Consider the following 19263-nt stretch of genomic DNA (forward strand, 5'->3'; position numbering starts at 1 on the left):
GGACTCGACTGATGTCCGTACTGACCATCGACGTCGGCACCACGGTGATCAAGTCGGTCGTCTTCGACGACCAGGGCAAGGAGATCGCGGTCTCCCGGCTCGCCACCGAAGTGCTCCGGCCCCACCCCGGCTGGGCGGAGCAGGACATGGACGCCGTCTGGAACGCCGTCGTCCACACCGTCCGTAGTGTGCTGTCCGGGCTCGCCGATCCCGTCTGGCTGGTGTCCTTCACCGCCCAGGGCGACGGAGCCTGGCTCGTCGACGAGGACGGCCGCCCGACGGGGCCCGCGATCCTGTGGTCCGACGGCCGGGCCGGTGACCTGCTCACCGCCTGGCAGCGCGCGGGCGTCCTCGAAGCGGCCTTCCGCCGCAACGGCTCGCTGACCTGCGCCGGCATGCCCAACGCCCTCTTCAGCTGGCTCGCGCTGCACGACCCGGACCGCCTCGCGCGCTCCCGCACCTCGCTCACCGCCGCGGGCTGGCTCTTCCTGCGCCTCACCGGAGTGCGCGCCTGCGACGAGTCCGACGCCTCCGCCCCGTTCCTGGACCACTCCACCGGGGACTACGACCCGCAGATCCTCGACCTGTTCGGCCTGAGCGACTACCACCGGCTCCTGCCGACCGTCCTCGGCGAGTCGGAGCGCATCGCCGAGATCACCGGCGACGCGGCGGGCCAACTGGGGCTCCCCGCGGGGCTTCCGGTCGTGATGTCCCCGTACGACATCGCGGCCACCGCCCGCGGCGTCGGCGTGGTCAACCCCGGGCAGGCGTGCAGCATCCTCGGCACCACCCTGTGCACGGAGATCGTCCGCACGGACGTGGACACCAGCGGCGAACCCTCCGGCATCAACATCGCCTACCGCGGCCGCGAGCGCGTGCTGCGGGCCTTCCCGACCCTCAACGGCGCCGAGGTGCTCGGCTGGGCGGCCAGGACCCTGGGGCTGCCGGGCCCGCCGGAGCTGGCGCGCCTGGCCTTCGCATCGGAGCCGGGCGCCCGCGGGTTGCTGTTCCTCCCCTACCTCTCCCCGGCGGGCGAACGCGCGCCGTTCCTCGACCCGCACGCCCGCGGCTCCTTCTGGGGGCTGTCCCTCGAGCACACGCGCGCCGACCTGGCCCGCGCCGTCTTCGACGGCCTCTCGCTGGTCCTGCGCGACTCGCTGGCCGCCGCCCGTACGGACGTCAGCGAACTGAGGCTGTGCGGCGGCGGCGCCAACAGCGACGCGTGGTGCGCCCTGATCGCCGACGCGACGGGCGTGCCGACCGCCCGCTCCGGCGACACCGAACTGGGCGCCAAGGGGGCCTTCCTCACCGGCCTCGTCCGCTCCGGCGCGGAGAGCAGCATGCACACCGCAGCAGCCAAGTACGTACGGATGCAGAGCAGTTGGGAGCCCGACCCGGAACGCTCACAGTTCTACGCCGCCCTGTACGACGACTTCATCGACCGGCGGACCATCGCCCGCGAGGCCGGCTGGAACGGCCGCGCGGTCTGGCGGAAGAGCGGCGCGGCCGAGCGTGACGTGACCCCGCACGACGGCGACACCGACCACCGTGCCACGGGAGGCACACATGTCTGAGACCCCCTCCACCGCCCGGCTCCTCGACGGCATCTGGCTCGGCCTCGACCTCGGCACCCAGAGCGCCCGCTGTGTCGCCGTCGACGGCACCGGGCAGCTCATCGCCGCCGCCTCCCGGCCCTTGACCGGCAGCCGCGACGGCGTACGCCACGAGCAGGACCCCGAACAGTGGTGGACCGCGTTGTCCGGCGCCTGCCGCGAGGCCCTGGCGGGACTCGACGCGACGCGCATCCGAGGACTCGCGATCGACGGGACCTCCGGCACGATCCTGCTCGCCGACACCGAGGGACGCCCGCTCACGCCGGGCCTGATGTACGACGACGGGCGCGCCGCCGACCAGGCGGTGACCGTCAACGCGGTGGGCGCGGAGGTCTGGCGTGAGCTCGGCTACCGCAGCATGCAGCCGTCCTGGGCGCTGCCCAAACTGCGCTGGCTCCTGGAGCACGAGCCCGCCGCGTCAAGCGCGGGTGTCCGCCTCCTGCACCAGGTCGACCTGATCACCTGGCGGCTGGCCGGACAGCAGGTCGCCGCCGACGCGAGCCATGCCCTCAAGACCGGATACCACCTGGTCGAGGAGTGCTGGCCGGACAAGGCCATGGCCGAACTCGGCGTACCCGAAGGCCTGTTGCCCGACGTCGTGCGACCCGGCAGCGTGCTCGGCACCGTGTGCGCCGCCGCCGCACGAGCCACCGGCATCCCCGAGGGCACCACCCTCGTCGCCGGGATGACCGACGGCTGCGCCGCTCAGATCGGCGCCGGAGCCCTGCAGCCCGGCGCCTGGAACTCGGTGCTCGGCACCACCCTCGTCCTCAAGGGCAGCAGCCCGCATCTGGTCCGTGACCCGGCGGGCGTCGTGTACTGCCACCGCGGCCCCGGCGACAACTGGCTGCCGGGCGGTGCGTCCAGCAGCGGCGCGGGTGTCATCTCCCGGGACTTCCACGGCGAGGACCTGGACGCGCTGACCGCACAGGCCGCCGCGCTCGATTCGGACGCGGTGTCCTACCCCTTGGTCTCCACCGGCGAGCGCTTCCCCTTCCGCGCACCGGAGGCCACCCCCTTCACCCTCGGAGAAGTCCCCACCCGCGCCGCCGAGTTCCACGCCCAACTGCTCGGCGTCGCCTGCCTCGAGCGGCTCTGCCTCGACTACCTCGATCACCTCGGCGCCCCGGTCGACGGCCCCCTCACCCTCACCGGTGGCGGCGCCCGCAACCGCTACTGGTGCAGGCTGCGCGCCGAGGTCATCGGACGTCCCGTCCTTCTGCCGGAACAGGCCGAGGGCGCCATCGGCATGGCGGTGCTCGCCGCCACCTCATCCGGTGCGAGCCTCCAGGAGGCGGCCGCGGCCATGGTCCGCATCGGCGCGCGGATCCACCCCTCGCCGGCCCGCACCGCCCGCCACCTCCCCGTATACCTCCGCTTCATCGACGAACTCACCCGCCGCGGCTGGCTCGACCAGACCGTGGCCGACCACGCCCGCAGGAGGGCAGCGCAGTGACCGACTTCATCCTCGTACGCCACGGCGAAACCGTCTGGCACGCGGAGAACCGCTACGCGGGACGCACCGACGTACCCCTCACCGAGCACGGACGCGAGCAGGCCGCGGTGCTCGCCGAGTGGGCCACCACCGCAGGGCTCACGGCCGTCTGGAGCTCCCCGCTCTCCCGCGCCCGGCTCACCGCCGCCCCCGCCGCCGAAGCCTGCGGCCTCACCCCGCGCGTCGACGAGCGGCTCTGCGAACTCGACTTCGGTCAGGGCGACGGCCTGACCAGGGACGAGATGCGCCTGCGCTTCCCCGAACAGCTCGCGGCCTTCCTCGACGACCCGGTGGAGCACCATCTGCCCGGCGGCGAGGACCCGCGCAAGGCCGCCGCGCGCGCCGCGGACTGCCTGGCCGACATCGCCCGCGAACAGCCGCACGGCCGGGTCCTCCTCGTCGCACACTCCACCCTCGTCCGGGTCCTGCTCTGCCACCTCCTCGGCATCCCCCTCTCCGACTACCGCCGGGTCTTCCCCCAGCTGCTCAACGGCGCCCTCACGGAGATCCGCGTGGAGGACGGCCGGACGGCGCTGCTGCGTCTCAACACCCCGGCGCTCCACTGACCCGCCCCCCGGCCAGCATCGTCCGCACCGCTTTTCAGGAGACACCAGCCATGAGCACCACCGTCCTCGCCGCCGGCAACCACTTCATCCGCCCGAGCCTGTTCACCAAAGCCCTGCGCGCCGCCGTCGGAGAGCTGCCGCTGGACATCCGCGAGCTCCAGTTCCCGTGGCCGCACACGCCGTTCGGGCCCGTCGGCGAGGTCATCGAGGCATCCGGCAGCGAGGACGAGATGATCGAGGCACTCCAGGGCGTGCGGATCTGCCTCACCGAGCACGGCCCGCTCACCGAACGCATCCTCGCCGCCTGCCCCGACCTGAAGCTGTTCTGCACCAGCCGCGGCGGCCCGGTCAACGCCAACCTCGAAGCCGCCACCCGGCACGGCGTGGCCGTCTGCCACGCCCCCGGCCGCAACGCCACCGCCACCGCGGAACACACCCTCACCCTCCTGCTCGCCGCCGCCCGCGGCGTCGGCGACACCCACACCGACCTGCGCGCGGGCACCTGGCGCGGCGACTACTACGACTACGACAACTGCGGCATCGAGATCGACGGCGCGACCGTCGGCCTGATCGGCTACGGCGCCATCGGCAGCCGGGTCGCCCCCGTCCTGCGTGCCATGGGCGCCGAGGTGCTGGTGCACGACCCGTACGTACGGCCCGAAGCGCTGGCCGGCGTCGCCCGGCTTGTCTCCCTGGACGAACTGCTGCGCCGCTCGCGCGTCGTCTCCCTGCACGCCCGGGTCACCGACGAGACCAAGGGCATGATCGGCCGCGCGCAGATCGCCGCGATGCCCCGCGGATCGGTCCTGGTCAACTGCGCCCGAGGCGCACTGCTCGACTACGAGGCGGCTTGCGACGCGTTGGAGTCCGGTCACCTCTCCGGCGCGGGCTTCGACGTCTTCCCCGAGGAGCCCCTGCCCGCCGACTCCCGGCTGCTCACCGTCCCCGGTGTGGTCCTCACCCCGCACATCGCGGGCGGCAGCAGGCAGGTCGCGCACAAGGCCGCGGACATCGTGGCGGCCGACGCGGCCCGCTTCCTGCGCGGAGAGCCGCTGGAGCACTGCGCCAACCCCGAGGTGTTCAAGGCGGGTTGAGGCCGGCCCCGGAGGCGTAGCCTGCGGCCAGGAGGTGGTTGTATGCGCGAGGCATCCTCATCGGCGGGGCGCCCGGCGGCGCCGGACCCGGGGCTCTTCGGGCCCTCGTCCGTGACCTGGCAGATGCACGGCGACCCGATGATGTGGGTCGCCGGCATCCGCGCCCTGTATCTGCAGGCGCTGCACCCCCGCGCGGTCCGCGGCGTCATGCAGAACTCCGACTTCCGCAAGGACGCCTGGGGCCGCCTCATGCGGACCGCCAACTTCGTGGGAACCATCTCGTACGGCACCACCGAGGTCGCCGAGCACGCGGGCGCGCGCGTGCGGAAGATCCACACGATGATAAAAGCCACCGATCCCGACACGGGGGAGCATTACGGCGTCGACGAGCCCGAGCTGCTCCTGTGGGTGCACTGCGCCGAGATCGACTCCTATCTGCACGTCGCGCGCCGGTCGGGATTCCGTCTCACCGGCGAACTCGCCGACCGGTATGTCGCCGAACAACGCGAGAGCGCCCGGCTCGTCGGCCTCGACCCCGACGGCGTCCCGGCGTCGACCGCCGAGCTCGCCGCCTACTTCGAGCGGGTGCGGCCCGAACTGGCCGCCGGACCCGAGGCGCGCGACGTCGACGACTTCCTGCAACGGCCGCCGACCCACCCCCTGTTGATCCCGGCGCGCGCCCTGCTGTGGCGGCGCGTGGCGAACCTCGCGTACGCCTCGTTGCCGCCGTACGCCCACGAGCTGTACGGCAGGACGGCCCCGCCGCCCGCCACCGTGACCCGCCGGCTGGGCACCACCGGCACCATCCTGCGCACCGTTCCCGCACGTCTACGCTGGCAACTTCCCCCGAAGCACATTCTGCGGGCCATGGCCAGGCTCGGGCCCGGCGCCCGGCCTGCCCCGTACAAACTCGACAGTCGGACAGCCATACTGGACGAGCCGGGGAGGGCGACGCGAGGCAACGGGGGCGACGGACGGAGATGGCGGACACCAGGCTGATCCAGGGCCGGTACCGGCTACTGGACCTGATCGGGCGCGGCGGCATGGGCGAGGTGTGGCGTGCCCGCGACGAGTCACTCGGGCGCAGGGTCGCCGTGAAGTGCCTCAAGCCGATGGGGCCCCAGCACGACCAGTCCTTCACGCGCGTGCTGCGGGAGCGCTTCCGGCGCGAGGCGCGGGTCGCGGCGGCGCTCCAGCACCGCGGCGTCACCGTCGTCCACGACTTCGGGGAGCACGACGGCGTCCTGTATCTCGTCATGGAGCTCCTCGAAGGACGCAACCTCAGCCAGCTCCTCGAAGACAACAAACAGCACCCGCTGCCCGTCGCGGACGTCGTGGAGATCGCCGACCAGGTCTCCGCCGCGCTCGCGTACACCCATGAGCAGGGCATCGTGCACCGCGACCTGAAGCCCGCGAACATCATGCGGCTCACGGACGGCACGGTGAAGATCTGCGACTTCGGGATCGCCAGACTCGGCCACGACATCGGCTTCACCTCGCGCCTGACCGGCACGGGCATCGCGATGGGCACGCCGCACTACATGTCGCCCGAGCAGATCAGCGGCGCCCAGGTCGACCAGCGCAGCGACCTCTACTCCTTCGGGTGCGTGCTCTACGAGATCGCCACCGGGGCGCCGCCGTTCGACCTGGAGGACGCCTGGGCGGTGCTCGTCGGCCACCGTGACACGCCGCCCGAGCCGCCGCGCAGGCACCGCGACGAGCTGCCCGAATACTTCGAGAAGATCGTCCTCGACCTGCTCGCCAAGGAACCGGACGAGCGCCCCAGCGACGCACGCGAACTGGGACGCCGCATCGTCACCGGCCGCACGGTCCCCTCGTACGTCCCGACCGTCGTCACCCCGCCCGTGCGCCGCCCGGAGCAGCCGCCCTCGCGCGAGCCCCGGCTGCCCTCGTGGACCCGCGGCATGACCACCGGGCACAAGGCCAACGGCGCCTCCGAGCTGCGCACGACGCCGCCCGACGCGGCGGCGGGCCTGACCGGCGAGTGGATACCGCGCGCCGACGCGCGCCGCGCCGCCGCCCCGCGCCGGCCCGAGCGGCCCACCCCGTCACCCGAGGTGGTCGCCACCCTCGTCAGCCGGCACAACGCCGGCCTGAGCCTCGGGCGTCTCGGCCGCTGGGCGGAGGCGGGCGAGGTGCACCGCGCGGTGGCCGCCGAGCGGGAGCACGCCCTTGGCCCCGACCACCCGGACACGCTCGCCAGCCGGTACGAGGTGGGCTTCACGCTCAGCCGCACCGGCCGGGCCGCCGACGCCCTGCGCGAGTACGGCCGCGTCGCCCAGGGCAGGGAGCGCACGCTGGGCCCCGAGCACCCGGACACGCTGGCCGCGCGGCAGGAAATGGCGTACGTCATGGGGCAGTTGGGGCGGCACTTCGAGGCCCACCAGGTCTACACGTCGGTCCTCGCCGTCCGGGAGCGGACCGCGGGCGCCGATCACCCCGACACCCTGCGCTGCCGGCACAACCTGGCGTACAACCTCAGCAGGCTCGGCCGCCTGGAGGACTCCTACAAGCTGGCCCGCGACGTGGCGACGGCACGGGCGCGCGTCCTGGGAGCCACGCACCCCGACACCCTCGTCACGCGTTACGAAGTCGCCTACGCCCTCGGCCAGTTGGGGCGCTGGCCCGAGGCTCTGCAGACGTACCGCGAGGTCGCCGACGCGCGCGTGCGGGCGCTGGGCGCCGACCACCCCGACACCCTCGCCGCCCGCTACGAGGTGGGCATCAGCCTCGGCAGGCTCGGCCGCAGCGGCGAGGCCCTCGAGCTGTACCGCGACCTGATCGACGACCGCACCCGGGTGAACGGCCCCTCCGACCCCGAGACCCTCCGTGCCCGGCACGGCCTCGGCGTCAACCTCGGCCGTCAGGGCCGCTGGGAGGAAGCCCTCGCCGAGGCCCGCGACGTCTGCGCGATCCGCGAACGTGTCCTCGGCGGCGACCACCCGGACACCCTGGTGAGCCGCCGCGAGGTGGCCGTGGGCCTCGGCTGGCTCGGCCGCTGGGCCGACGCTCTGACCGAGTACCGCCGGGTCGCCGCCGCCCGCGAGCAGGTCCTGGGCGCCGACCACCCCGACGCCCTGGCCAGCCGCAACGACGAGGCGCACTGCCTGGAGCAGCTGGGCCGCGGCACGGAGGCGGTGGAGCTGTACCGCCGGGTGGCGGCTTTGCGGCAGCGGCGGGCTACGGGAGGGCACTGACGCGCGGGGGCGCGTTGTGCCCAGCGTCTTCGGTCCGCGGTCGACCGCCGGCACGCCGTGGCCGGTCGCGCAGTTCCCCGCGCCCCTTTGGGGCGCTCCACGTGTTACCAAGGGCTATGTCTCCTCGCGATCGATACGACGCCGTCATCGTCGGCGGTGGTCACAACGGACTGGTGGCCGCCGCCTATCTCGCCCGCGCCGGACGCTCCGTCCTGCTCCTGGAGCGGCTCTCCGGGACCGGAGGCGCCGCCGTGTCCAGCCGCCCCTTCGCCGGTGTCGACGCCCGGCTCTCGCGCTACTCGTACCTGGTCAGCCTGCTGCCGCGAAAGATCGTCAGGGACCTGGACCTGGACTTCCGGGTGCGCACCCGGACCGTCTCCTCCTACACCCCGACCGAGCGCGACGGCGCGCCGACGGGACTGCTCGTGGGCGGTGGCGAGGCGCGGACCCGGGACGCGTTCGAGCGGCTCACCGGCGGGCCGCGGGAGTACGAGGCCTGGCGGGAGTTCTACGCGATGACGGGGCACGTCGCCGAGCAGGTGTTCCCCACGCTCACCGAGCCCCTGCCCACCCGCGACGCCCTGCGCGAGCGGATCAGTGACGAGACCGCCTGGCGCGCGCTGTTCGAGGAGCCCATCGGCGCCGCCATCGAGGAGCGCTTCGCCGACGACCTGGTGCGCGGGGTGGTGCTCACCGACGCCCTCATCGGAACGTTCGCCGACGCCCACGACCCGTCCCTGCGGCAGAACCGCTGCTTCCTCTACCACGTCATCGGCGGCGGCACCGGCGACTGGAACGTGCCCGTCGGCGGCATGGGCGCCCTCACCGCGGCCCTCGCCGCCTCGGCCCGCGCGGCGGGCGCCGAGTTCGCCACCGGCCACGAGGTCACCCGCGTCGAGTCCGACGGACAGAGCGCCGAGGTCACGTACCGCACCCCCGAGCGCGAGGCCACCGTCGCCGCCCGGCACGTCCTGGTCAACGCCTCACCGCAGGAGCTCGCCGCCCTCGTCGGCGACGCCCCGCCCGCCCCGGCCGAAGGCGCCCAGCTCAAGGTCAACATGCTGCTCGAACGGCTGCCGAGGCTGCGCGACACATCGGTCGACCCGCACGAGGCCTTCGCCGGGACCTTCCACATCGGGGAGGGCTACGGCGAGTTGGGAGCCGCGTACGCCCAGGCCGCGGCCGGCCAGCTGCCCGCCGCGCTGCCCTCCGAGATCTACTGCCACTCCCTGACCGATCCCAGCATCCTCGCCCCCGAACTCGTGGAGCGCGGCTGCCAGACCCTCACCCTCTTCGGGCTGCACACCCCCGCCCGTCTCTTCGCCCAGGACAACGACGCCGTACGCGCCGAGCTCCTGAAGTCGACCCTGGCGCAGTTGGACGCGCACCTGGCCGAGCCGCTCGCCGACTGCCTGGCCACCGACGCCGAAGGCCGCCCCTGTATCGAGGCCAAGACCCCGCTGGACCTGGAACGCGACCTGCGCCTGCCCGGCGGCAACATCTTCCACCGCGACCTCGCCTTCCCCTACGCCCAGGAGGACACCGGCCGGTGGGGCGTGGAGACACGGCACGCGAACGTCCTGCTGTGCGGGGCGGGCGCCGTGCGCGGCGGCGGAGTCAGCGGCATCCCCGGGCACAATGCGGCGATGGCCGCGCTGGGGGAGTAGCGCCCGCCCCCGGCGTCGATCGTCGTCAGTCGGCGGACGGCGCCCATCCCACGGCCTCGATACGGGCCGCGTCGGCGGGCCGTGCCTCGTCGAAGACCGTGCGGGCGCCGTCCTCGACCCGCAGCCCGTCGGCGTACGCGCCGCGCCCCACGTACAGCTGGTCCGTCGCGTACCGCCAGCGCAGCTGGACCCGCTCGCCCCGCCACGGCGAGAGGTCCGCGGCGAGGCGGTGCCAGACGCGCCCCGACCAGCCGGACGCCGTGCCGTCGGGGTGCTGTCGAGGGGGCGTCCCCCGGTGCTCGGTGGTGAACGCGACCGGCTGCCATGTCGTGCCCTCGTCCCGCGAGGCCTCCAGGCGCAGTGCGTCCGAACCCGGCTCGGTGTCCCACCACAGCTCGCACCGCAGCTTCGCCCGGCTCGTGGTCAGGGTGAGGGGCGGCAGGGTCAGCGTGGCCGTCGCCGCGTTCGCCATGCCGGAGAACCACGCGGTGCGCCCGCGCGCGGGACGCACCGGGACGGCGCGTGCCATGTGGTTCGCCGCGGCCACCCGGGGGGCCGAACCGGAGCGCCAACTGCGCACCGGGTGGACCGAGTTGCCGAGAACGACGAGGAAGGAGTCGGTCGTCGGGTCGAGGACGAGGGAGGTGCCGGTGAACCCGGTGTGGCCCGCGGTGCGCGGCGTGGCCATCGCGCCCATGTACCAGTGCTGGTAGAGCTCGAAGCCCAGGCCGTGCTCGTCGCCGGGGAAGTCCGTGTTGAAGTCGGTGAACATCAGCTTCACGGACGCGTCCGAGAGGATGCGGGAGCGGCCGTACACCCCGCCGTTGAGCAGCGTGCGGCCGAGGATCGCGAGGTCCCAGGCGCAGGAGAAGACCCCCGCGTGCCCCGCGACGCCGCCGAGGCCGAAGGCGTTCTCGTCGTGCACCTCGCCCCACACCATGCCGCGGTCGAGGCCCGACCAGGGCAGGCGGGCGTCCTCGGTGGCGGCGGTCTTCGGCCGCCAGGACGCGGGCGGGTTGTAGCGGGTGCGGTGCATGCCGAGGGGAGCGGTGATCTCGTCGCGGAGCAGGGTGTCCAGGCGACGGCCGGTGATCTCTTCGAGGACCAGCTGGAGCGAGATCAGGTTCAGGTCCGAGTAGAGGTACTTGGTGCCCGGCGGGTTGAGCGGCGCCTCCTGCCAGATGAGACGCAACTGGCCCTCACGCGTGGGTTCCTTGAAGAGGGGGATCCAGGAACGGAACCCCGAGGTGTGGGTGAGGAGCTGGCGGACGGTGATGTCCTGCTTGCCGGCGCCCCCGAAATCGGGGAGGTACGAGGCCACCTTCGCCTCCAGCTCCAGCTTGCCCCGCTCGATCTGCTGCACCGCGAGCAGCGAGGTGAACAGCTTGGAGACGGAGGCGAGGTCGAAGACCGTGTCCTTGGCCATCGGGATCTGCCGGTCGGCCGGCAGCTCGACGCCGGTGTCGGTCTTCTCGTCGTACGCCGAGTAGCGCACCGCCTTGCCGATGGGCTGGTGCAGGGCGACCGTGCCGCCGCGGCCCGCGAGCAGGACGGCGCCCGCGTACCACGGGTGCTTGGGGGAGGGGTCGAGGAACCGCTCGGCGTCGGATACCAGTTGCCGCAGGTGCCCGGCGAGCAGCCCGGCGCGTTCGGGGGAGCCGGGCCGCAGCGTCGGACGCTTGGCCGCGGCCGCGGGTCCCGCCGCCGCGGCGGGTCCTGCGGGGAACGGCACCAGTGTCAGCGCGCCGCCCAATGCCACGGCCCGCGCGCCCAGTTGGCGTCTGCTCAGTCCGCCGCCCGCTCTGCCGGACGCCGCCCCGTTGCCCTCGGCCATGACCGTGCCCCCTCCTGGAACGCCTGGAGCGCTCCCGGGCTGAAATTATCTTTCGGGATCACAAGAGACTGCTGAAACTTTCATGTCAGCGCCGGGTCCTGTCAACCGCGCGCGCCCGTCAAAGATCTGACACTGCATCAGAAATTCTCTTCCGTCGTCCGGGCGGCTGCGGCATCCTGCGCCCATGCAGACAGACCTGAGCAGGAAACTGGGGATCGAGCACGCCATCTTCGGCTTCACGCCCTTCCCGGCGGTGGCCGCCGCCATCAGCAGGGCGGGCGGATTCGGCGTGCTCGGCGCGGTCCGCTACACGGCGCCCGACGAGCTGGCCCGGGATCTCGACTGGATGCAGGAGCACGTCGGCGACCGGCCCTACGGACTCGATGTCGTGATGCCCGCGAAGAAGGTCGAGGGGGTGAGCGAGGCCGACGTCGAGGCGATGATCCCCGAAGGCCACCGCCAGTTCGTCGAGGACACCCTCGCCAAGCACGGCGTACCCGAACTGGCCGAGGGAGAGGCGTCCGGCTGGCGCATCACCGGGTGGATGGAGCAGGTCGCCCGCAATCAGCTCGACGTCGCCTTCGACTACCCGATCAAGCTCCTCGCCAACGCCCTCGGCTCACCGCCCGCCGATGTCATCCAGCGCGCCCACGACCACGACGTACTCGTCGCCGCGCTCGCGGGCAGCGCCCGCCACGCCCGCAAGCACGCCGAGGCGGGCATCGACATCGTCGTCGCGCAGGGCTACGAGGCGGGCGGCCACACCGGCGAGATCGCCTCCATGGTCCTGACGCCGGAGGCCGTCGAGGCCGTCGCGCCGCTGCCGGTGCTCGCGGCGGGCGGCATCGGCAGCGGGGACCAGATCGCGGCCGCGTTCGCCCTCGGCGCGCAGGGCGTGTGGCTCGGCTCCCTCTGGCTCACCACGACGGAGGCCGACATGCACTCGCGGGCGCTCACCGAGAAACTCCTGGCGGCGGGCTCGGGCGACACGGTCCGCTCACGCGCCCTGACGGGCAAGCCCGCGCGGCAGCTGCGCACCGAGTGGACCGACGCCTGGGACGACCCGGACGGACCCGGCACGCTGCCCATGCCGCTGCAAGGGCTCCTGGTCGCCGAGGCGGTGTCGCGCATCCAGAAGTACGAGGTCCAGGCGCTGCTCGGCACCCCCGTCGGGCAGATCGTCGGCCGCATGAACAGCGAACGCGGTGTCCAGGCCGTTTTCGACGACCTGACCAGCGGGTTCGAGCGCGCCATCGACCGCGTGAACCGCGTCGCCGGACGCGACTGACACCTGACGACCGACGACCGACGAGACGGAGGAGAGGCCCTGATGAGCAGCATGCCGGGCAGCACGCCCCCCAACGGCTTCTGGGCGCAGGCCGAGGCGGACCCGGACCGCGTGGTCCTGACCGCACCCGACGGCGAGGAGTGGACCGCACGGCGCCTGCACGCGGCGACCAACCAACTCGTCCACGGGCTGCGCGCCGCCGGCCTGGAGCGCGGCGACGCCTTCGCCGTCGTGCTGCCCAACGGCGTCGAGTTCCTCACCGCGTATCTGGCGGCATCCCAGGCCGGTCTCTATCTCGTCCCGGTCAACCACCACCTGGTCGGGCCCGAGATCGCCTGGATCGTCGCCGACTCCGGGGCCAAGGTCCTGATCGCGCACGAGCGGTTCGCGCGGGCGGCGACCGACGCCGCCGACGAGGCGAGACTCCCGGCCACGCACCGGTACGCCGTCGGTGACGTGCCCGGCTTCCGCCCCTACCCCGAACTCCTCACGGGGCAGCCGGAGTCGGCGCCCGAGGACCGCACCCTCGGCTGGGTCATGAACTACACCTCGGGCACGACGGGACGCCCGCGCGGCATCCGGCGCCCCCTGTCCGGCAAACTCCCCGAGGAGTCCTACCTCGGCGGCTTCCTCGGCATCTTCGGCATCAAGCCCTTCGACGGCAACGTGCACCTCGTCTGCTCGCCGCTCTACCACACCGCGGTCCTCCAGTTCGCGGGCGCGGCCCTGCACATCGGCCATCCGCTGGTCCTGATGGACAAGTGGACGCCCGAGGAGATGCTGCGTCTCATCGACACCTGCAACTGCACGCACACCCACATGGTGCCCACCCAGTTCCACCGCCTCCTCGCACTGCCGGACGCGACGAAGGCGGCGTACGACGTGTCGTCGATGCGGCACGCCATCCACGGCGCCGCACCCTGCCCCGACCACGTCAAACGGGCGATGATCGAGTGGTGGGGCGAGTGCGTCGAGGAGTACTACGCGGCCAGCGAGGGCGGCGGCGCGTTCGCCACCGCGCAGGACTGGCTGAAGCGGCCGGGCACCGTCGGCAAGGCCTGGCCCATCAGCGAACTCGCCGTCTTCGACGACGACGGCAACCCGCTGCCGCCCGGTGAACTCGGCACCGTCTACATGAAGATGAGCACCGGCGGATTCTCGTACCACAAGGACGAGTCCAAGACGAAGAAGAACCGCATCGGCGACTTCTTCACCGTCGGCGACCTCGGCTATCTGGACGAGGACGGCTATCTCTACCTCCGCGACCGCAAGATCGACATGATCATCTCGGGTGGGGTCAACATCTACCCCGCCGAGATCGAGTCCGCGCTGCTCACGCACCCTGCCGTCGCGGACGCGGCCGCCTTCGGCATCCCGCACGACGAGTGGGGCGAGCAGGTCAAGGCCGTGGTGGAGGTGGCCGAAGGCCACGAGGCGGGCGACGCGCTCGCCGCCGAGATCCTCGACCACTGCGAACGCCAACTGGCCGGCTACAAACGCCCGAAGAGCGTCGACTTCATCGAGACCATGCCGCGCGACCCGAACGGCAAGCTCTACAAGCGAAGGCTGCGCGAGCCGTACTGGGAAGGGCGGGAGCGGGCGCTCTAGCCGCTCACCGCCCGGCCGGCACCACGCCGCGGTACCGGCCGGGCGGTGAATCGGTCAGAAGGCTTCGAGCGGGCCGAGGAGCCAGGACCCGGCCGAACGCGGGTCGTCGTCGAAGTAGAACTCCCGGATGGCTTCAAGGATCTCGTCCCGCTCGACCGCGCCGTCCGCGTCGCGGTCGAGTCGTCCGAAGACCTCGCGCGCGTCCGCCTCCGGCAGGTTCATCAGGGCCCCGGTCCAGCGCACCTGCTCGTCGCGGGTCAGTCTGCCGTCGCCGTCCGCGTCGGCGATGTCCATGATCGCGTCGAGGAACGGCACGTATCCCTCGTCGAAGGACTCGGGAGTCTCCAGGAGCCCCGCCGCGAACGCGGACTTGTACTCCGTCTCACTGATGCGGCTGTCCCTGTCCACGTCGGCGACCAGCGCGAGGTGCTCCCACAGCCCCAGGGAGAGCTCCCGCAGCCGCGCCACCGGCTTGGAGTCGGGGCCGTGGCCGAAGGCCTCGCCGAGCCGGGCCACGGACCTCTCGAAGTCCGCGCGCTCGATGAACCCGTCACCGTCGTCGTCGTACGTCGCGAACCTCCGGGACAGCTTGCGGTCCAGGAACGCGGAAGCCTTCACCATGGATCCTCCCCTGAGAGACGTCCCCACCTTTCTAACGGAGCCGGCCGGGTCCGCCCAGGGAGCGCGGAGCTCCTCGCAGGACGTACCCGGCCGGCTTCGGCGCGGTCAGGGACCAGGCCTCAGCGGCGCTCACGCACCTTGACCACCTTCAGCTTCGGATCCCGCATGATGTCCTTCTCGCAGAACCGCGACGTCACCCACCGCTCATCGGCGTACAGCCGCGTCTGATCGCGGTAGTGCGGCGAGTTCGGGTTCGACGACTGCGAGTAGGTGAGCAGCGTGCGCGCCTTCGGGCAACTGCTCTTGTCCCAGCCGACCGCCTGGATGTGGCTCGAACCGTGCGCCACCTCGGTGTAGCCGCCGCCCTTCGCGTCCCACACCGGCTCGACCTTGTTCCACACGCCGATCGACTCCGTGCCGCCATGGATCGGCAGCCGCTCCGAGCCGCGTACGACGAACTGGTTCCTGCCCAGCGGCGCGTCGAGCGCGATGCCCGCCCCGCGCAGCTCGGACACCGCGTCGGCCAGCGCGGTCGCGAAGCCCGGCGCGGCCGTGTCGAGGGTGTTCGGCGTGCGCACCGGATCAGCGGCCGAGAACGGCACCTTCCACAGCTGCGCGTTCGGCACCGCGGCGACCAGCTTGCGCCAGAACCGGTCGAAGAGCAGGGCGCCCCTGCTGTCCGTGTCCATGTCGTGGTCCCACGCCTTGAGGGCGGCGCACGCCTTGCGCACGTCAACAACCTTGCCGTCGCTGCCCGTTGCCTTGCCGCCCGGCAGCGCCGCACACGCGCGCGCCGCGTCGTCGGCGGCCAGATCGCCCGCGGGGGCACGGTTCGCGAACTGCTGCTTCTGAAGGTCCGCGACCGTCAGGCCGCCTTCCTTAGCCATCGCCGCGACATCTTCGATGGCGCCGCGCGTACGCATGGAGCGCTGCGTGCCGATCGTCCCGAAGACCCGCTCGTAGCCCGTGATCGGCCGGTCGGCGTTGCTCAGCCAGGCGCTGTCGTTGGAATTCTCCGCGTACGGCGCGTCCTTGATGGTCGGCATCTTCGACGGGCCGAAGATGCCGGGCTGGACGGCGTCCTTGTCCGAGCCGATGGCGCAGTCACCACGCGAACCGTCGAGCACGGCCACACCCGACGCCGGATACGTCACCTTGCCCAGGTCCGTGGAGCAGCGCTGGGCCAGGTCGTCGGTGATGCGGGGCAGCACCTGCGACTGGCTGAGCAGCGAGTGGCCCTTGCGGTCCGCGGCGACGGTGTTCACCCAGGGCAGGCCCTGCGTGTCACGCAGCGCCTTCAGGACCCCGTCGGTGGAGCGGGCCTTGCCGAAGCCGAGGTCGGTGTCGGTGCCGCGCAGGTTCACGGCGTTGGGGTCGTTCAGGGCGTACGCCGTCTTCGCCGACCAGGGCAGCGGAAGCTGGGCGCCGAGGCCGGTGGTGACCGGGCCGTACCGGGTCCACCACTGGGTGCGGGTCACCGGGGCGCCGTTCTTGACCGGCACCTCGACCGTCCGCTTCGTCATCTTCTCCGGCTTGCCGTCCACCAGATAGGTGGTCGGGTCGGTGGGATCCAGCGTGAGCTGATGCAGATTGAGGGTCACGCCGGTCGCCACCGTATGGCTCCACGCCACATCGCCGTTGAAGCCGATGTTGATGACGCTCGTGCCGAGCAGCGACCCGCCCGAGACGTTCAGCTCGCCGGGGATGGTCTGCTGCGACTGCCAGAAGCGCCGGCCGCCCTGCCAGGGGTAGTGCGGATTGCCGAGCAGCAGGCCCTTGCCGTTCGCGGTGGTCCTCCCGCTGAACGCGACGGCGTTGGAGCCCATCACGGCGTCCTCGGCCGAGAAGAGATCGCGTGCGGCCTTCGCCGTGCGCTCGGGGTCGGCCGTGCGGTCCGGGGCGTCGGCGCCGGGCGGCTGCGCGGCGGTGATGCCGTCGATGCCGCGCCCCTGACCGCCGAGCACCTGGACGGCGAAGCCCTGGCGGGCCACGTCGAGGGCGGTGATCGGGCGCAGCCACTTGGCGCCCTTGCAGGCGGGGTCGGTGACGCGGTTCTGCTTCAGCCAGGCGTTGTAGCCCGCCGCGAAGCCGCTCATCAGCTTCTTCGACGTGGCGCTCGGGCCCGCCGGGGCGGGCTGCCTGAGCAGCTTCTCCACGGTGCGTGTGTCCCGGACACCGCCGAAGTAGAGGTCGCTGGCGAGGTTCGTGGTCGCCGACGACAGTGAGCCGTCCGGCTTTCCGTCGGCGCCGAAGTGACGTGACCGTTCCCCGCGCACGGTCACATACCCCTCGGCGAGGGTGCACACCTGGTCGGCGGCCTGCGCCCAGCCGGTGCCGAAGCCGAGGTTCTCGTAATCCTTGGCGAGGATGTGCGGGATGCCGTACTGGGTGTAGCGGAGGGTGGCCGAAAGACCGCCGCCGGAGGGGCGGGCGTCACGGTCCTCCGCCGCACCGGCGGTGGCGGCGGAGGACGGCAGGAAGGCGGCGGCGGTCAACAGGCTGATGCCCAGGGCCGTGAAACGTCTGGTGCGGGTGCGCATACGCATGGTGCCTCCCAACAGAGGTGAGGGAAGGGGCGGTTGAGCGTACCAAGCGGTATGTCTCTTGATCGAGTAGTACGACGGGCCGGGTTCGCACGTCGTAGGGATCGGGTCCGTACCCCGTAGGGATCGGATCCGCACCCCGTACGGAGCCTTGACCGCCGCGACGCACGCGGCACAGGATCACGCCATGACGGGTGTACGCAGCAATACGGTCGACGATGTCCTGGGACGCAGTGCGCGGCGCGTGCCGGGGCGGGTGGCACTGCGCTACGGGGAGCGTGTCTGGACCTACCGCGAACTCGACGACGCCGTCACGCACGCGGCGGCGCACCTCCATCGGGAGGGGCTCAGGAACGGCGCCCGGGTCGGTGCCTACGGTCACAACTCCGACGCGTACGTCATCGGCTTCCTGGCCTGCGCCCGCGCGGGCCTGGTGCACGTGCCCATCAACCACAACCTCGAGGGCGAGGACCTCGCCTACATCATCGAGCAGTCGGGCAGCTCGGTGGTCCTGGTCGACCCGCACCTGCGGCACCGGCTGCCCGACGCCGTGCGCGCGATGCCGCTGCGGGACGCCGCGGGCTCGCTGCTCGAACACACCCAGGGGCGCGAGGGCGAAGCCGTCTTCCTCCTGGGCCCCGACCACAGCGGTGACCTGGCCCAACTGCTCTACACCTCCGGGACAACCGCACTGCCGAAGGGTGCGATGATGACCCACCGCGCCCTCGTGCACGAGTACGTCAGCGCCATCACCGCCCTGGACCTCAGGGAAACCGACAAGCCCGTGCACGCGCTGCCGCTCTACCACTCGGCGCAGATGCACGTCTTCCTGCTGCCCTATCTGGCGATCGGCGCGGAGAACACGATCATCGACGCGCCCGACGCCGAGCGGATCTTCGATCTCGTCGAGGCGGGACAGGCCGACAGCCTCTTCGCGCCGCCCACCGTATGGATCGGCCTCTCTCAGCACCCCGGCTTCGCCACGCGTGACCTCGGCGGCCTGCGCAAGGCCTACTACGGGGCGTCGATCATGCCCGTGCCCGTCCTGGAGCGCCTGCGCGAACGGCTGCCGTCGCTCGCCTTCTACAACTGCTTCGGGCAGAGCGAGATCGGCCCGCTCGCCACGGTCCTCGGGCCCGACGAGCACGAGGGGCGGATGGACTCCTGCGGGCGTCCCGTGCTCTTCGTTGAGGCGCGGATCGTGGACGAGCGAGGCCTTGAGGTGCCGGACGGCACACAGGGCGAAGTCGTCTACCACTCGCCGCAGTTGTGCGAGGGCTACTGGGACAAGCCGGAGGAGACGAAAGAGGCGTTCCGGGACGGGTGGTTCCACTCCGGGGACCTGGCGGTGCGGGACGCGGACGGGTACTTCACCGTCGTCGACCGGGTGAAGGACGTCATCAACTCCGGCGGTGTCCTCGTCGCGTCGCGCCAGGTCGAGGACGCGCTCTACACCCACGAAGGCGTCGCGGAGACCGCCGTGATCGGGCTGCCGGACGAGCGCTGGATCGAGGCGGTCACCGCGGTCGTCGTACGCAAGGGAGAGCGGGGCGAGGTCACCGAGGCGGAACTCATCGCGCACGCGCGCGAGAAGCTCGCCCACTTCAAGGCGCCCAAACGGGTGCTCTTCGTGGACGAGCTGCCACGCAACGCGAGCGGGAAGATCCTCAAGCGGGAGCTGCGGGACCGCTTCAGCGCGTCGTGACCGCCGCGGAC

The 19263-nt window shown here is 72.2% G+C and carries 13 protein-coding genes; 10 read left to right on the forward strand and 3 right to left on the reverse strand.

The window, feature by feature from the left end:
* Positions 1-11 precede the first annotated feature (11 nt).
* The 7 genes from AB0M70_RS08205 to AB0M70_RS08235 all read left to right on the forward strand — a co-directional run bounded on the left by AB0M70_RS08205 (position 12) and on the right by AB0M70_RS08235 (position 9653).
* Positions 12-1574: an FGGY-family carbohydrate kinase gene (locus AB0M70_RS08205; RefSeq protein WP_365817666.1), complete on the forward strand. Its 1563-nt coding sequence runs from the start codon at positions 12-14 to the stop codon at positions 1572-1574.
* Entirely contained in the window at positions 1567-3069 is a 1503-nt protein-coding gene (locus AB0M70_RS08210) for an FGGY family carbohydrate kinase (protein ID WP_365817668.1), read from the forward strand. Before AB0M70_RS08205 ends, AB0M70_RS08210 begins: the two co-directional genes overlap by 8 nt.
* Positions 3066-3674 carry a histidine phosphatase family protein gene (locus tag AB0M70_RS08215; RefSeq protein WP_365817670.1) on the forward strand — a complete coding sequence of 203 codons (609 nt, stop codon included), beginning with the start codon at positions 3066-3068 and terminating at the stop codon, positions 3672-3674. Before AB0M70_RS08210 ends, AB0M70_RS08215 begins: the two co-directional genes overlap by 4 nt.
* 50 nt (positions 3675-3724) lie before the next feature.
* Complete coding sequence (locus AB0M70_RS08220) at positions 3725-4768, forward strand: 2-hydroxyacid dehydrogenase (RefSeq protein ID WP_365817672.1); 1044 nt, start codon at positions 3725-3727, stop codon at positions 4766-4768.
* A gap of 42 nt (positions 4769-4810) precedes the next feature.
* Complete coding sequence (locus AB0M70_RS08225) at positions 4811-5767, forward strand: oxygenase MpaB family protein (RefSeq protein ID WP_365817674.1); 957 nt, start codon at positions 4811-4813, stop codon at positions 5765-5767.
* Positions 5749-7986, forward strand: a complete 2238-nt coding sequence (locus AB0M70_RS08230) for a serine/threonine-protein kinase (RefSeq protein ID WP_365817676.1) — start codon at positions 5749-5751, stop codon at positions 7984-7986. Before AB0M70_RS08225 ends, AB0M70_RS08230 begins: the two co-directional genes overlap by 19 nt.
* A 116-nt stretch (positions 7987-8102) precedes the next feature.
* The gene (locus AB0M70_RS08235; RefSeq protein ID WP_365817678.1) at positions 8103-9653 is read left to right on the forward strand and encodes an NAD(P)/FAD-dependent oxidoreductase; all 1551 of its coding nucleotides are present in this window, start codon (positions 8103-8105) and stop codon (positions 9651-9653) included.
* A gap of 25 nt (positions 9654-9678) precedes the next feature.
* Here AB0M70_RS08235 and AB0M70_RS08240 read toward each other — a convergent pair whose 3' ends face one another.
* Complete coding sequence (locus tag AB0M70_RS08240) at positions 9679-11487, reverse strand: serine hydrolase (protein WP_365817680.1); 1809 nt, start codon at positions 11485-11487, stop codon at positions 9679-9681.
* 184 nt (positions 11488-11671) lie between these two features.
* On the opposite strand from AB0M70_RS08240, the gene AB0M70_RS08245 reads away from it, so the two are divergent.
* Positions 11672-12775: a nitronate monooxygenase family protein gene (locus AB0M70_RS08245; RefSeq protein WP_365817682.1), complete on the forward strand. Its 1104-nt coding sequence runs from the start codon at positions 11672-11674 to the stop codon at positions 12773-12775.
* Positions 12776-12826: 51 nt separating this feature from the next.
* Complete coding sequence (locus tag AB0M70_RS08250) at positions 12827-14383, forward strand: acyl-CoA synthetase (protein WP_365818735.1); 1557 nt, start codon at positions 12827-12829, stop codon at positions 14381-14383.
* 54 nt (positions 14384-14437) lie between these two features.
* Here AB0M70_RS08250 and AB0M70_RS08255 read toward each other — a convergent pair whose 3' ends face one another.
* Positions 14438-15004 (reverse strand): EF-hand domain-containing protein, encoded by a 567-nt coding sequence (locus AB0M70_RS08255; RefSeq protein WP_365817683.1) that lies wholly within the window; start codon positions 15002-15004, stop codon positions 14438-14440.
* A gap of 119 nt (positions 15005-15123) precedes the next feature.
* The gene (locus AB0M70_RS08260) at positions 15124-17544 is read right to left on the reverse strand and encodes a penicillin acylase family protein (RefSeq protein WP_365818737.1); all 2421 of its coding nucleotides are present in this window, start codon (positions 17542-17544) and stop codon (positions 15124-15126) included.
* Positions 17545-17734: 190 nt separating this feature from the next.
* Here AB0M70_RS08260 and AB0M70_RS08265 point away from each other — a divergent pair, with 190 nt between their 5' ends.
* Positions 17735-19252: an acyl-CoA synthetase gene (locus AB0M70_RS08265; RefSeq protein ID WP_365817685.1), complete on the forward strand. Its 1518-nt coding sequence runs from the start codon at positions 17735-17737 to the stop codon at positions 19250-19252.
* Positions 19253-19263: the final 11 nt, after the last annotated feature.

This window comes from Streptomyces sp. NPDC051214, assembly GCF_040682375.1.
Lineage (GTDB): Bacteria > Actinomycetota > Actinomycetes > Streptomycetales > Streptomycetaceae > Streptomyces.